Source organism: Winogradskyella poriferorum, assembly GCF_050618035.1.
Lineage (GTDB): Bacteria > Bacteroidota > Bacteroidia > Flavobacteriales > Flavobacteriaceae > Winogradskyella > Winogradskyella poriferorum_A.
The window spans coordinates 263678-278099 of sequence record NZ_JBODPY010000004.1; the positions used below are offsets into that span (position 1 = coordinate 263678).

Sequence of the window (14422 nt, forward strand, 5' to 3'; positions counted from 1 at the left end):
TAATTTTTTAAAATGGCAGTAGATTTACTACTAGGACTACAATGGGGCGATGAAGGCAAAGGAAAAATTGTTGACGTATTCACCTCCAAATACGATATTATTGCGAGATTTCAAGGTGGACCAAATGCTGGTCATACGCTAGTATTTAATGGGAGAAAGCATGTCCTTCACACCATACCATCAGGTATTTTTCATGAAAACACAACTAATCTCGTTGGTAATGGTGTCGTAATAGATCCTGTAATTTTTAAGAAAGAGTTAAATAAGTTAGATGAGCAAAATGTCGATTACAGAAGTTCACTTTGTATTTCGAGAAAAGCACATATTATCTTACCAACGCATCGTTTGCTAGATGCAGCAAGTGAAGCCGCTAAAGGAAAAGCAAAAATTGGATCAACTTTAAAAGGTATAGGTCCAACTTACATGGATAAAACTGGTCGTAACGGGATTCGTGTTGGTGATATTGAATTATCAAATTGGAAAGAAAAATATAGAGCGCTTGCAGATAAGCACGAAGCGATGATTTCATTTTACAATGTCGATATTCAGTACAATTTAGAAGAATTAGAAGCAGAGTTTTTTGAAGCTATTGAAACCTTAAAGTCTTTAAAGTTTATAGATTCAGAAGAATTTATTCACCAGGCTCAGACTACCGGAAAATCAATTTTGGCAGAAGGTGCTCAAGGGTCGTTATTAGATATTGATTTTGGAACTTATCCCTTTGTAACTTCTTCTAATACCACTGCCGCAGGTGCTTGTACTGGTCTAGGTGTGGCTCCAGGTCAAATAGGTGCTGTATTTGGTATTTTTAAAGCCTACACAACGCGTGTTGGGTCAGGTCCTTTTCCAACAGAATTATTTGACGAAGATGGTGAAACCATGGGACGTGTAGGTCACGAATTCGGCGCAACAACAGGAAGACCAAGACGTTGTGGTTGGCTAGATTTAGTAGCACTACGCTATGCTTGTCAAGTCAATGGTGTTACCCAACTCATTATGATGAAAGGGGACGTACTTTCTGGATTTAAGAAACTTAAAGTTTGTACAGCTTATACATACAAAGGTGAGACCATAACACATTTACCTTATAATATTGAAGAGGAAAATGTAACTCCTAATTACACAGAAATAGATGGCTGGAAGGAAGATCTAACCGAAATGACAGAAGCATCTCAATTACCAAAAGAATTTAATGCTTATGTTGAATTTTTAGAAAAAGAACTTAACATACCAATTACTATTGTTTCTGTCGGCCCAGATCGTAAGCAGACGATTATCAGAAAAACAGTCTAGTCACACCTAGGATTGTTAAATATTCTGTTAACCTATACTAAAGCAATAGTATAAGTGTTATTTTGTAAAAAATTAATGGTTTTGAGCAGTCTAAAAAAACTGGTATTTTCAATAATTATTTGTACAGCAACATGTCTTTTCGCTCAGGAAAAACAGAAAATTACTATTAAATATGCTGGTACTGCCTATACAGATTCTGAAATTGAAGAAGGCGCCAAAGTTTTTTTAAGAGACAAATCCCAACAAGTTCATTTTGTGCATAAAGGTGTAAATATGTGGTGTGACAAGGCCATATATTTTGAAGACCAAGATTTCATTGAGGCTTTTAGTAATGTTGTTATGAAACAAGGGGATTCTATTAATATGGTTGCTAAATATGCGACCTATAGTGGTAATACACAATTAGCTTTTGCAAGAGGAGATGTTGTACTTACCGAACCTAATTCCACCTTAACAACAGACAAACTCTATTTTGATCGAACTAGGCAACTCGCCTATTATAACACAAAGGGTAAAGTTGTCCGTGACACTTCTGGCACAATAACGAGTCAAATAGGTCGTTACTATATGAATTCGCGGAAGTATCAATTTGTTCAAGATGTGGTATTGGTTAATCCAGATTATACGCTAAATACGGAGCGCCTCGATTTCTTCACAGAGAACGGTCATGCCTATTTATTCGGACCCTCAACTATTGTTGGTGAGGATAGTAAAATATACACAGAACGAGGTTTTTATAATACCAATACAGATCGTGGGCATTTTCAAAGGAACGCACGGATCGATTATGATAATCGAACTGTAGAAGGAGATAGTATTTATTTTGATAGAAATTTAAACTTTGCCTCTGCTACTAATAATATTACAGTAACAGACACTATTAATAATAGCCTGGTTAAAGGGCATTATGCTGAAGTTTGGCGTGCAAAAGATTCTGTTTTTATTACAAAAAGAGCACTTGGTATATCTGTACAAGATCAAGATTCTGTATATATACATGCCGACACCTTAATGCTCACAGGCAAGGAAAATAATAGAATAACGAGAGCCTATTATAACGTAAGACTTTATAAAAGCGATTTAGCTGGCAAAGCTGATTCAATACATGTAAATCACCAAACAGGATTAACACAAATGATTAATTTGGAACGTTTTAGTTCAAAGGATGCCTTTGCTACTAGACGTAAACCCATTTTATGGAATATGGGTAACCAGATGACTGGTGATACGATACATCTAATATCTAATGCAGAAACAGAAAAGTTAGATTCTCTAAAGGTCTTTAATAATGCTTTTTTAGTGAGCAGAGATACTATTAGTGAATCTGGCTATAACCAGGTTAAAGGAAAATTGCTAATCGGTTTGTTTAAAAACAATGAGCTCTATAATGTAGATATCATTAAAAATGCAGAAATGATTTATTATATGCGTAATGAGAAAAATGACCTTGTTGGCATACAGAAATCTAAATCAGGTAGTATCAACTTAAAAATATTGGCTCAAACTATAGAAGAAGTGCGGTTTATTAATCAAATAGATGGTGAACTCTATCCAGATTCTAAATTCCCTAAAGGGGCTAGGCGCTTACGCGGTTTTGATTGGCGAGGTGATGAACAGCTCATGTCTGTAGAAGATCTTTTTACCAATGATCCACCTTTAGAATTACCTGTAATTAATGGGCTTAAGGATTATATTCCACCAGAAGAATTTATTGATGATAGCTTAAATGAACGCATTGAAAAGGCTGGTAATAATACTCCAAACAAACCAAACAAAGCCGCTCAGAATCTACCCAACAAGGATGCTGTCTTTCCATTTCCCGAATCTGTAAAGAAACCTAAAACTAATAAAGAGAAATCAGGTCAATAAAGTGTGATGAGAGATATTGACTTTTTTAAATATCAAGCTCAAACAACGCCACACCCTTTGGCCATGGATATCAGCTATGCTAAAGGATCATACATCTATGACGTTGATGATAATGCTTACTTAGATTTTGTTGCTGGTGTTTCAGCCTGTAGTTTGGGACATTGCCATCCAAAAGTTGTTGAAGCTGTAAAAGATCAGGTTGAGAAGTACTTACACGTTATGGTGTATGGCGAGTACATTCAGAAGCCAGCTGTCGATTTGTGTAAATTACTCGCTAGTCACCTACCCGACCCTCTTAATACAACCTATTTGGTAAATTCAGGCACCGAAGCTATTGAAGGGAGTATTAAATTAGCCAGAAGACATACAGGTAGATCTCAAATTATAGCCGCAAAAAATTCCTACCATGGAAATACTATGGGTGCTTTAAGTCTAATGGATTATGACACCAGGAAACAACCATTCTTACCATTAATTCCAGATGTTCGACACATCACCTTTAATTGTGAATGGTGCCTAAATGAAATTACAAATAATACAGCTGCCGTCATATTGGAAACCATACAAGGTGGTGCTGGATTTATTGAACCTTTTAACGGTTATTTACAAAAGGTTCAGAAACGATGTAATGAGGTTGGTGCACTTCTCATACTTGATGAGATACAACCAGGAATAGGTAGAACAGGCAAACTGTTTGGTTTTGAGAATTATAATTGCATACCAGATATTGTAGTTACTGGCAAAGGACTTGGTGGTGGACTTCCTATTGGTGCATTTACATCATCCAAAGCTATAATGGACAGTTTATCTGATAATCCCAAATTAGGACACATCACTACTTTTGGTGGGAACCCTGTGATTGCAAGTGCCGCATTAGCCACATTAAAAGAAATTACAGAAAGTGATCTTATTGCTGAAACGCTTCGTAAAGAAAAACTCATTAGAAGTCGACTCACTCATCCCCTTATAAAAGAAATAAGAGGCCGTGGTTTGATGCTAGCCTTAATCATGGAGAATCCAGATATAGCCAATATGATTATTCTCGATGCTCAAAAGCATGGGCTTATTCTTTTTTGGTTACTTTTTGAAACCTCCGCAGTTAGAATTACACCTCCACTAACAATTTCTGATGAAGAAATCATTAAAGGTTGTGATATTATCCTAGAAATTCTTGATAGTATAAAATAAAGTAAATCTACTTATTTACCTGATAATCAATATTAAAAAGCTATCGTAATGTACTATCATCCCTGTTAATTAATTTGTTAAAAACAATAAATTAAATTCCTTCCATCTTTTCAGGATAACAGTAAATTTATTTCAGTGAACTTTATAACCGCCTATGGAATATAGTCAGAACGACGAAAATTTCTCACTTACTCGCTTCGAATCCATGTTAAAAACAAATGACATTTTGTTTTTTGACTCCAATGAATTCGAAAACATCATCCACCACTACCTCGAAAATGGTAAAATATCATTAGCTAAGCGTGCTATTAAGTTAGGATTAGAACAGCATCCTAGTTCAGTTAACCTAATGCTTTATCGCGTTGAAATACTTGTGATAGAAAACAAATTTGAAGAAGCTAATACAATTTTAGATCAGCTTTATGATTTAGAGCCAAACAATGAAGAGGTATATATTCAAAAAGCAAATGTGCTTTCTAAGCAAGATCAGCATGAAAAAGCGATTGAGATCTTGTTAATGGCTATTGGGATTTCTGATGCTCCTGAAGATGACAGCGACTTATACGCTCTAGTAGGCATGGAATATTTGTTTTTAGATCAATTTGATAATGCAATCATCTATTTTAAAAAATGTATTGAGGTTGACCCTTCAGATTATTCCGCCCTTCACAATATCATCTATTGCTATGACTTTTTGAATAAAAATGCAGAAGCTATTTCCTATTTAAATGAGTTTTTAGATCAAAACCCATATTGTGAGGTTGCTTGGCATCAATTAGGTAGACAATATTTTGCTATAAAAGAATACGCTAAAGCAAATGCTGCTTTTGACTTTGCAATAATTTCTGATGATACCTTTGTTGGTGCTTACATTGAAAAAGGAAAGGTCTTAGAGAAGCTTAAGCAGTATGAGGATGCCATAGAGAACTACAAAATAACACTCGCCCTAGATGAACCAACATCTTTTGCCCTATTGCGCATCGGTCATTGTTATGAGAAACTTGAAAAAGATGATTTGGCCATTCAGTTTCTTAAAAAAACAGTTGATGAGGATGCCTTATTAGACAAAGGTTGGCTGGCGATCACAAAATTTTACATGAAGCGTCTTAACTATCAAAAGGCCCTGTATTATATTAACAAAGCTGTAAATATTGATGGAGAAAACGTTTTGTATTGGAAACTCTATGCTACGGTTAATAAACGCTTAAATTTCTTAGAGGAGGCAGAACATGGCTATAAAAGGAGTTTAGAGTTAGGGAATTATGAGTTAGATACTTGGCTAGACCGATCAGATATTCTCGTCGCTCTGGGAGAATATGAGGCTTCGATTTATAATTTGCTTCAGGCCGCAGAATTCTATCCAGAAAATGCAGAAATCGAATATCGCTTAGGTGGATTATATTTTACCATTCAACAAAATGAAAAGGGTCGATTCCATTTAAAAAATGCTGTAGGTCTTAATGTGGAATACAATTTTATCATTTCAGAATTGTTTCCTCATCTGAGCGATAGACCAATAGTAAAAGCGATTATTTCAGACTCAAGAAATACTTCAAATTAAAAATTCCTACCTTAGCATTACGCTATTATTAACAACATGACTAGAAGGGTTTTAGACTATATTATTATATCCCTAAAAGGGATTGCAATGGGTGCTGCAGATGTGGTACCTGGAGTTTCTGGAGGTACAATTGCATTTATTTCTGGTATTTATGAAGAACTGATTGAAAGCATTGATAAAGTTAATATAGGATTTTTTAAAGTTTGGAAAAGCGATGGCTTTAAAAAAGCATGGCAGAGCATCAATGGAAGTTTTCTTTTAGCGCTTTTTACAGGGATTGCAATAAGTATTCTATCCCTTGCAAAATTAATTAAGTGGTTACTTCATAATGAGCCTATACTCCTCTGGTCGTTTTTCTTTGGGTTGGTTTTAGCAAGCATCCTTTTTATTGGTAAACAAATAAATAAATGGTCTTTAAAGGTGATTATTGCTATTGCAATAACTTCTATTCTATCCTATTACATAACCCTTGCTGAACCTTTTGCTTCACCAGATAGCCCTTATTATTTATTGTTCTGTGGTTTTATCGCCATTATTGCAATGATTCTACCTGGTGTTTCTGGTGCTTTTATTTTATTAATTCTTGGTGCTTACCAAACTGCAATAGATACAATTAATAACCTAAGAGATGGGCTGGTTCAAAGTAATATGGAACTATTTAAGGAGGCGTTCCTAAACTTTATTCTATTAGCAATTGGTGCAGTTATTGGCCTTAAGGTATTTTCTAAAGCACTTAACTGGATGTTTAAACATCAAAAGAATTTAACCTTGGCTATTTTAACCGGCTTTATGATTGGTTCATTAAATAAAATCTGGCCATGGAAAGAAGTCCTAAAAACACGTATTAATTCAAAAGGTGAAGAAGTAACACTCTTGGATAAAAGTATCTTACCATCAAATTTTAATGGTGACAATCAACTTGTATTAGCATTAGTTTTAATTTTTATTGGGTTCGCAACCATCTTGGTGTTAGAAAGACTAGGTAAAAATAAAAATGTGGCTTAATGCAAAGCACGAGACGTTTTATTGATCGTATATTCTTAGTCGTAAAAGGTCTTGCCATGGGTGCTGCAAATAAAGTACCTGGTGTTTCTGGAGGTGTTGTTGCATTTGTTGCTGGATTTTATGAGGAATTCATATACTCGTTACAACGCGTTAATAAAACCGCTTTCAAATTATTATTTAATGGACGGTTTAGTAGTTTCTATCGTTATATAAATGGCAAATTCCTAGCACTACTCTTCCTAGGGATGATTGTAAGTTATTTTAGCGTTTCAAAATTGCTTGATTATCTTATTATCAACTATGAATTATACGTTTGGAGTACCTTTTTTGGTATGATCTTAGGTTCCATCTATTATATCAATAAAGACTTTGGAGATTGGGACAGGAGGACCCTAATTTTTCTAACCATAGGAGTCCTAGTTGGATTGAGTATAAGCTTTTTAAACCCAGCTAAAGAAAATGATAATTTAATTTTTGTATTCTTCTGTGGAATAATTAGTGTTTCGGGTATGACCTTACCAGGATTTTCTGGCTCATTCATCTTAATATTACTTGGTAATTACGTGTTATTGCTCGTAGATTCTGTCAATGCATTATACGATACGATATCAGATATTTTTTCTGGTGATTTTAGTTTTGTAAATGATACTGCTCGTATTCGAATGCTTAAAGTTTTATCTGTTTTCACCTTAGGATCCGTTACAGGTTTGGTTACATTTTCTCATATCCTTAATTATATTTTACATCACTATAAAAAAATCACCTTAGCCACCATTATAGGTTTTATTATAGGATCTCTAGGTGTGGTTTGGCCTTGGAAGAAAACTATATATATGCTCAACGATGATGGCAGTTTTATGCTAGACTCGAGAGGTGAACAAATAATACTTAATTATCAGCGTTTTCTACCTGAAGCTTCAACTGAAACTTTACTTGCTGTTATTTATATATTTTTGGGTGTTTTAATTGTATTAGGTTTAGAATGGTATGGGCAACGAACACAACAAATCAAATCATAAATTTGGCTTAGTAGGTAAGAGTATCTCTTACTCCTTTTCCCGTGGGTATTTTGCAAAGAAATTTGAAAAAGACAATTTAAATTGCTCCTATGTCAATTTTGACTTGCAGTCTATTGATGAATTAAACGATGTAATTAAAAACACACCCAATCTAAAAGGACTTAATGTTACTATACCCTATAAAGAAGTAGTTATCCCTTTATTAGATGGCATTAATAAACGGGCAAAAAAAATTGGAGCTGTTAATACAATTCGTATTAAAAAAGGCAAACTCATTGGCTACAATACCGATTATTACGGCTTTAAAAAATCGTTGGAACCCCATTTAAAATCACACCATAAAAAAGCGCTCATTCTAGGTACTGGTGGCGCTTCAAAGGCCATAGCTCATGTTCTTAAAAAGCTTAAGATAGAATTTGAATTTGTTTCTCGAACCCTTCGAAAAGGTGTTAAATACAGCTATGATGACCTTACCACTGAAATTATAAATCAATATAAGGTCATTATTAATTGTACGCCTGTCGGGACATTCCCAGATATAAATAAATGCCCAGATATACCATACAATGGTATTGGTGATGAGCACATTCTATACGATTTAATTTATAATCCTGAACGCACTAAATTTTTAGAACTAGGCGTTGTAAAAGGTGCGACCATTTTAAACGGATTACGGATGCTAGAACTGCAAGCTGAAAAATCATGGGAAATTTGGAATAAGTCTTAATACCTTGTTAAGCCCGCTAAATCCTTTGTTATTAAAGGTAGTTGTTAGTATCTTTATTGTCCTTATTAAATTATTGACTTATGTCTGAGAATGATAACCTGCAAGAAGCAGATGGAAAAAAAGAGGTAGAATTAGTAGAAGCTATCCCAACAGAAGAAACAATTGCCGAAGAGAATCCCTCTAGTGAAATACAAGCAGAAGCTACTGAAAGTGATGCTAAGGAAGATCATGTAGAGGAAATAGAAGCGTCTAACGCTGAGGACGCAGAAGATGAGAGTAATGCAGAACGTCATGAAGTCGAAGAAAAAGACTATCATGCTATGACGCTAGACCAGCTTGTTACAGAGTTTAACAGGCTTTTAAATCATCACAAAATACAGACTATTTCCAAGAATATAAATCTTATCAAAGCTGAATTTAACTCAAAATTCAGTGCTTTACTTGAAGAAAAAAAGGAAGAGTTTATAAACGAAGGTGGTAATGAAATTGATTTTTATTTCACCAATGATGCTAAAAAGTTATTCAATCAATTATATAAAGAATACAAACAAGGTATAAGCGCTTATTATAAAGAACGTGAGCAAAACCTTAAGCATAATCTAGAAAATAGATTAGATATAATTGAGGAAATTAAAGGCCTACTAAGTGTTGAAGAAAATATAAACACTACCTATAGGCATTTTAAAGAATTACAGGAAAAATGGCGTAATGCTGGCCCAATCCCAAGAGATAAATACAATAATGCATGGAATTCTTATCATCATCATGTAGAGCGTTTTTATGACTTTCTACACCTCAATAATGATTTGCGTGATATGGATTTTAAGCACAACTATGAGCAAAAGCTTAAAATCATAGAACAGGCAGAAGAACTAGCAAAAGACGATAATATAAATCGTTCTTTTAGAGAGCTTCAGGTTTTGCACAAACTATGGAAGGAAGAATTAGGACCAGTTGCTAAAGAGCATAGAGAAGAAATATGGCAGAGGTTTAGTGATGCTACCAGAACCATACATGATAAAAGGCAATCTTACTATGCAGACTTAGATAAGGCCTATGAGAAGAATCTCATTAAAAAGGAGGAAATAATCGCTAATATTAATGCCATAAGTGCCGAGACATCGGGTTCTCATGGCACCTGGCAGAAAAAAATAAAAGAAATTGAGGCCTTACGCGAAGCTTTTTTCAATGCTGGTAAAGTGCCTTTAAAAGTCAATGAGGCGACATGGGCAAAATTTAAAGATGCTGTAAGAACTTTTAACAGAAGTAAAAATCAGTTTTATAAAAGTTTAAAGAAGGAACAATACGATAATCTCCAAAAGAAAAGAGAGCTTATTGAAATTGCTGAAGCCAATAAGGAGAGTGAGGATTTTTCTACGGTGACACCGTTAATGAAGAAAATTCAAAACGATTGGAAAAAAATTGGACATGTTCCAAGACGTGATAGTGATAAGGTATGGAAACAATTTAAAGATGCTTGTAACTATTACTTTGACAGGATGCATTCACAGAGAAAAGCAGAAAACCAACATCTTTATGACGCCTTTGATAAAAAAGTAAAGCTTCTTGATACTATTAAAACTCTAGAATTGAAAGGTGATAATAAATCCTCGTTTGAAACTTTAAAATCAAAAATTGCAGAATGGAAAAGTATCGGCCATGTACCACAAAATAAGCGTTATATAGACGGCAAGTTTTACAAGGCCATAGATGATGCCTTCGACAAATTGAAAATGGATAGGTCTAAGTTAGAGATGGTAAAGTTTGAAAGTAAACTTGAAAATTTGGCCAGTCATGAGAACGACACTCGATTATTGGATAACGAACAGAATTTTATCCGTAAAAAAATTGGTGAAGTACAATCTGAGATAACCCAATTAGAGAACAATCTTCAATTCTTTTCCAATGTAGACGAATCTAATCCATTAGTTAAAGATGTACTTAAAAATATAGATAGGCATAAATCTGAATTAGATACTTGGAAAGCCAAGCTCACCAGAATTAAAAGTATGTATTCTTAAAACCAAAACCCATCTGCTTATCACAGATGGGTTTTGTCCTAACTAAACTAAATTAATCTTAATTACAACCGCTATCAAAATAATTAAGATATCCTACTTTTATAAAAACGTTTTGCTTTTATGTACAGTATTTACGTACATGCAATAAACTTTGGATGTTAGGAAAAGAAATATTCTGAAAGATTTAACATTAAGCCTCTTAATTCATATTTACAAAGGAATTGAATATGAGATTTAAATAGACTTTGCCTCTTCCCAAAACACATCCATTTCGGCAAGGGTCATATCCTTAAGTGACTTATTCAAGTCTTTAGCTTTTGACTCTAAATACTGAAATCTTTTGATAAACTTCTTGTTGGTTCGCTCTAAGGCATTCTCAGGATTAACCTTTAGGAATCTAGCGTAGTTAATCATTGAGAAGAGAACATCTCCAAATTCGCTTTCAATAGCTTCTTGATTTCCTTTTTTTATTTCAGATTTCAGTTCGGATAGCTCCTCCTCTACTTTTTCAAAAACTTGTTCTGGTTTTTCCCAATCAAAGCCTACTCCAGCAACTTTATCTTGTATGCGATTTGCTTTTACCATGGCAGGCAAACTTCTTGGAACACCTTCGAGAACACTTTTCTTACCCTCTTTAAGTTTTATTTGCTCCCAATTTCGTTTTACGCCTTCCTCATCTTTCACTTCTACATCTCCATAGATATGTGGATGTCTTTCAATGAGTTTATCACAAATCGCATGACATACGTCGGCAATATCAAAATCGTTAGTTTCACTTGCTATTTTCGAATAAAATACAATGTGAAGAAGTACATCACCTAACTCTCTCTTTACATCTTCGAGATCCTTATCTAAAATGGCATCCCCAAGCTCATAAACCTCTTCTATAGTAAGATGCCGTAAGGATTCCATGGTCTGCTTTTTATCCCATGGGCATTGCTCTCGCAACTCGTCCATTACTATTAGCAGACGCTCAAAAGCTTCAAGATGTTTTTGTTTATCAGACATATTTACTCTTCTTCAGAAGTATCTGAATTGTCATCCTCTGACTCTAAAGTGTCTAGTAGGTTGTTTTTTTGAAGTAAGTTATACCATTGGATCACTTTTTTAATATCAGAAGCGTAAACACGATCCTCATCATACTCTGGTAATACTTCAAAAAAGTACTCCTCTAAAGCATCTTTGCCATCTTTATGACTTATTGATGTTGGATTTCCGTTTTCTTTTTCCTTTACCTTTTTGAGCACTTCCTTTAATGGCACCTCTTCTGATAAGGTATAAATTGCAATTTCACTTAAAATGCTAATATTGCTGTGTGCACCAACAGTTAGTCGTTTTTTGTCTAAGAGCGACTCAACAACTGCACCAGTTCTTGTCTGTGTAACAATTTCGAACAATCCAGGTTTCCCTGAAATTGCTAATATTTTATCTAAACTCATATATTGTGTATTAACGCTTTCTGCTCATTAATGGAAAACGCATTTTGTAGTCAATTTTTATTTTACCCTTTGAAATATTAGTTAAGCGACCTTTTATTAAACGCTTTTTGAATGAAGAAAGTTTATCTGTAAATAAAACACCCTCAATATGATCATATTCATGCTGAATAACTCGAGCTATTAATCCATCATATTCTTCTGTGTGTGTGTCAAAATTTTCGTCTTGATATTGGATTTTAATTTTAGGCTTTCTAAAAACATCTTCGCGAACATCTGGAATGCTTAAGCAACCTTCATTAAAAGCCCACTCATCTCCCTCTTCATCCAATATTTTAGCATTGATAAAAGTCTTTTTAAAATTCTTTAATGCTTCTTTTTCGTCTTCTGATAGTGATTCATCATCTGCAAATGGCTCTGTGTCCACTAAAAAGATTCTAATTGGTAATCCTATCTGTGGTGCTGCTAAACCAACACCATAGGCACCATACATAGTCTCGTACATGTTAGAAAGTAATTCATCAAGTTTTGGATAGTCTTTACTGATGTCCTTAGCTTTTTTCTTAAGTACTGGGTCGCCATATGCAACGATAGGTAAAATCATAATTCTTTAATTTCGGGAGCAAAAGTACAATTCTTATTTAAGATTGTGAAGCCAAATAACTCTGTAATATGAGTGTAGCACTGATTTCATCAACAAGGGCTTTATTCCTTCTTTGTTTTTTCTTCAAACCACTGTCTATCATAGTTTGAAATGCCATTTTAGAAGTAAAACGCTCGTCAACACGTTCAATTGTAATATGTGGTATTGCTTTAGTCAATTTCTTTAGAAACGTCTTAATGTACACTTCACTTTCGGATGCTGTATTATTCATCTGTTTTGGTTCACCAACAACAATTTTATCAACATTTTCCTTCTCTAAATAGTCCTTAAGAAAATCCAAAAGCTCTGGCGTTGCCACAGTAGTAAGACCAGATGCTATTATCTGAAGTTCATCTGTAACAGCTATCCCAGTTCGCTTTGTTCCGTAATCAATGGCTAGTATTCTTCCCATATGTTACAAAGGTACAACGCAATAAATAAAAAAACGCTTCATATCACAGAAGCGTTTTAAATTAAGCTATCAATTAATCTATGATTATATTTCCCTCATTTAAATAAATCATGTCGTTAATTATTGATAAGACACCAAAGTTTTAAGTAGGTCACATTTATTATGTGTTAAAAAAAGAAAACTCCTCAAAAAGCGGGGAGAGGAGTTTTCGTAATTAGCTATTAATTAAATTCTCAGATATACTCTCATGTAGTTATCCTCGATTTAACATTTATAAGACACCCAATATTATAAGTGGTCACAATTTTTAATAAATATTTTTTATGACCCTTTATATGACCGTATCTTTGCACTTTAATTTTTTGAAAAAATAAAGATGAAAGCATTACAATCTATCATAGAAAACGCCTGGAATGATCGTTCCTTACTAACTGAGGAAAACACAATAAACGCAATTAAAGAAGTCATAAACCTAATTGATTTAGGAGACTTACGTGTTGCAGAACCTATTGAAAATGGCTGGCAAGTTAATGAATGGGTAAAGAAAGCTGTAGTTCTCTATTTTCCAATTCAAAAAATGGAAACCTTTGAAGTTGGCATATTTGAATACCATGATAAAATTCCACTAAAGAGAAATTATAAAGAAAAGGGAATTAGAGTTGTACCTCATGCTGTTGCACGACATGGTGCCTTTATTTCTAGTGGTGTTATTATGATGCCGAGTTATGTTAATATTGGTGCTTACGTAGATGAAGGAACAATGGTTGACACTTGGGCTACTGTAGGTAGCTGTGCTCAAATTGGTAAAAATGTACACCTATCTGGAGGTGTAGGTGTTGGTGGTGTTTTAGAACCGCTACAAGCCGCACCAGTAATTATAGAAGATGGTGCATTTATAGGAAGTCGCTGTATTGTTGTTGAAGGTGTGCGTGTAGAAAAAGAAGCTGTTCTTGGCGCCAATGTGGTATTGACAATGAGTACAAAAATTATTGATGTAACGGGTGATGAACCTGTTGAGATGAAAGGTAGGGTCCCAGCACGGTCTGTAGTAATTCCTGGTAGTTATACCAAAAAATTCACCGCTGGAGAATACCAAGTACCATGTGCCTTAATTATTGGTAAGCGTAAAGAAAGCACAGATAAGAAGACATCGTTAAATGATGCACTAAGAGAATATAACGTGGCAGTCTAGCCTTCATCAAAAAGAAGATAAAAGCCAGTTCCTTTGCGATTAGTTTTGGATATTGG

13 protein-coding genes are annotated in these 14422 nt (G+C 34.4%); 9 read left to right on the plus strand and 4 right to left on the minus strand.

Features of this window, described 5'->3' with window-relative positions:
• Positions 1-12: 12 nt before the first annotated feature.
• The 8 genes from ACRHOC_RS11000 to ACRHOC_RS11035 all read left to right on the plus strand — a co-directional run bounded on the left by ACRHOC_RS11000 (position 13) and on the right by ACRHOC_RS11035 (position 10683).
• Positions 13-1293, plus strand: coding sequence for an adenylosuccinate synthase (locus ACRHOC_RS11000; protein ID WP_431158689.1), 1281 nt, complete (start codon positions 13-15; stop codon positions 1291-1293).
• A 75-nt stretch (positions 1294-1368) separates the two neighbouring features.
• Positions 1369-3162 carry an OstA-like protein gene (locus ACRHOC_RS11005; RefSeq protein ID WP_431158690.1) on the plus strand — a complete coding sequence of 598 codons (1794 nt, stop codon included), beginning with the start codon at positions 1369-1371 and terminating at the stop codon, positions 3160-3162.
• 6 nt (positions 3163-3168) lie between these two features.
• On the plus strand, positions 3169-4350 hold the full coding sequence (locus tag ACRHOC_RS11010; protein WP_431158691.1) for an aspartate aminotransferase family protein: 1182 nt from the start codon (positions 3169-3171) through the stop codon (positions 4348-4350).
• A gap of 154 nt (positions 4351-4504) precedes the next feature.
• The gene (locus ACRHOC_RS11015; protein WP_431158692.1) at positions 4505-5911 is read left to right on the plus strand and encodes a tetratricopeptide repeat protein; all 1407 of its coding nucleotides are present in this window, start codon (positions 4505-4507) and stop codon (positions 5909-5911) included.
• Positions 5912-5947: 36 nt separating this feature from the next.
• On the plus strand, positions 5948-6916 hold the full coding sequence (locus tag ACRHOC_RS11020; RefSeq protein WP_431158693.1) for a DUF368 domain-containing protein: 969 nt from the start codon (positions 5948-5950) through the stop codon (positions 6914-6916).
• Positions 6916-7935, plus strand: a complete 1020-nt coding sequence (locus tag ACRHOC_RS11025; protein WP_431158694.1) for a DUF368 domain-containing protein — start codon at positions 6916-6918, stop codon at positions 7933-7935. Before ACRHOC_RS11020 ends, ACRHOC_RS11025 begins: the two co-directional genes overlap by 1 nt.
• Entirely contained in the window at positions 7904-8662 is a 759-nt protein-coding gene (locus ACRHOC_RS11030; protein WP_431158695.1) for a shikimate dehydrogenase family protein, read from the plus strand. Before ACRHOC_RS11025 ends, ACRHOC_RS11030 begins: the two co-directional genes overlap by 32 nt.
• Before the next feature lie 80 nt (positions 8663-8742).
• On the plus strand, positions 8743-10683 hold the full coding sequence (locus ACRHOC_RS11035) for a DUF349 domain-containing protein (RefSeq protein WP_431158696.1): 1941 nt from the start codon (positions 8743-8745) through the stop codon (positions 10681-10683).
• 234 nt (positions 10684-10917) lie between these two features.
• Here the strand turns inward: ACRHOC_RS11035 and mazG are convergent, their stop codons facing one another.
• Genes mazG through ruvX form a run of 4 tightly spaced genes read right to left on the minus strand, consistent with a single transcriptional unit; the run spans position 10918 to position 13174 of the window.
• Positions 10918-11691 (minus strand): nucleoside triphosphate pyrophosphohydrolase, encoded by a 774-nt coding sequence (mazG, locus tag ACRHOC_RS11040; protein ID WP_431158697.1) that lies wholly within the window; start codon positions 11689-11691, stop codon positions 10918-10920.
• A gap of 2 nt (positions 11692-11693) precedes the next feature.
• On the minus strand, positions 11694-12122 hold the full coding sequence (locus tag ACRHOC_RS11045) for a DUF5606 family protein (RefSeq protein ID WP_431158698.1): 429 nt from the start codon (positions 12120-12122) through the stop codon (positions 11694-11696).
• Positions 12123-12132: 10 nt separating this feature from the next.
• Positions 12133-12723 (minus strand): peptide deformylase, encoded by a 591-nt coding sequence (def, locus tag ACRHOC_RS11050; protein WP_431158699.1) that lies wholly within the window; start codon positions 12721-12723, stop codon positions 12133-12135.
• Between the two features lie 37 nt (positions 12724-12760).
• The gene (ruvX, locus tag ACRHOC_RS11055) at positions 12761-13174 is read right to left on the minus strand and encodes a Holliday junction resolvase RuvX (RefSeq protein ID WP_431158700.1); all 414 of its coding nucleotides are present in this window, start codon (positions 13172-13174) and stop codon (positions 12761-12763) included.
• Positions 13175-13550: 376 nt separating this feature from the next.
• Between ruvX and ACRHOC_RS11060 the strand changes: the two genes are divergently transcribed.
• Positions 13551-14366, plus strand: coding sequence for a 2,3,4,5-tetrahydropyridine-2,6-dicarboxylate N-succinyltransferase (locus tag ACRHOC_RS11060; RefSeq protein ID WP_431158701.1), 816 nt, complete (start codon positions 13551-13553; stop codon positions 14364-14366).
• Positions 14367-14422: the final 56 nt, after the last annotated feature.

What these genes read in the sequence shown, in the direction of transcription:
- ACRHOC_RS11030 (WP_431158695.1), top strand. Translation starts at nt 7,904, where the DNA reads ATGGGCAACGAACACAACAAATCAAATCATAAATTTGGCTTAGTAGGT.
- ACRHOC_RS11005 (WP_431158690.1), top strand. Translation starts at nt 1,369, where the DNA reads ATGGTTTTGAGCAGTCTAAAAAAACTGGTATTTTCAATAATTATTTGT.
- ACRHOC_RS11010 (WP_431158691.1), top strand. Translation starts at nt 3,169, where the DNA reads ATGAGAGATATTGACTTTTTTAAATATCAAGCTCAAACAACGCCACAC.
- ACRHOC_RS11025 (WP_431158694.1), top strand. Translation starts at nt 6,916, where the DNA reads ATGCAAAGCACGAGACGTTTTATTGATCGTATATTCTTAGTCGTAAAA.
- ACRHOC_RS11060 (WP_431158701.1), top strand. Translation starts at nt 13,551, where the DNA reads ATGAAAGCATTACAATCTATCATAGAAAACGCCTGGAATGATCGTTCC.
- ACRHOC_RS11045 (WP_431158698.1), bottom strand. Translation starts at nt 12,122, where the DNA reads ATGAGTTTAGATAAAATATTAGCAATTTCAGGGAAACCTGGATTGTTC.
- def (WP_431158699.1), bottom strand. Translation starts at nt 12,723, where the DNA reads ATGATTTTACCTATCGTTGCATATGGCGACCCAGTACTTAAGAAAAAA.
- ACRHOC_RS11020 (WP_431158693.1), top strand. Translation starts at nt 5,948, where the DNA reads ATGACTAGAAGGGTTTTAGACTATATTATTATATCCCTAAAAGGGATT.
- ACRHOC_RS11000 (WP_431158689.1), top strand. Translation starts at nt 13, where the DNA reads ATGGCAGTAGATTTACTACTAGGACTACAATGGGGCGATGAAGGCAAA.
- mazG (WP_431158697.1), bottom strand. Translation starts at nt 11,691, where the DNA reads ATGTCTGATAAACAAAAACATCTTGAAGCTTTTGAGCGTCTGCTAATA.
- ACRHOC_RS11035 (WP_431158696.1), top strand. Translation starts at nt 8,743, where the DNA reads ATGTCTGAGAATGATAACCTGCAAGAAGCAGATGGAAAAAAAGAGGTA.
- ruvX (WP_431158700.1), bottom strand. Translation starts at nt 13,174, where the DNA reads ATGGGAAGAATACTAGCCATTGATTACGGAACAAAGCGAACTGGGATA.
- ACRHOC_RS11015 (WP_431158692.1), top strand. Translation starts at nt 4,505, where the DNA reads ATGGAATATAGTCAGAACGACGAAAATTTCTCACTTACTCGCTTCGAA.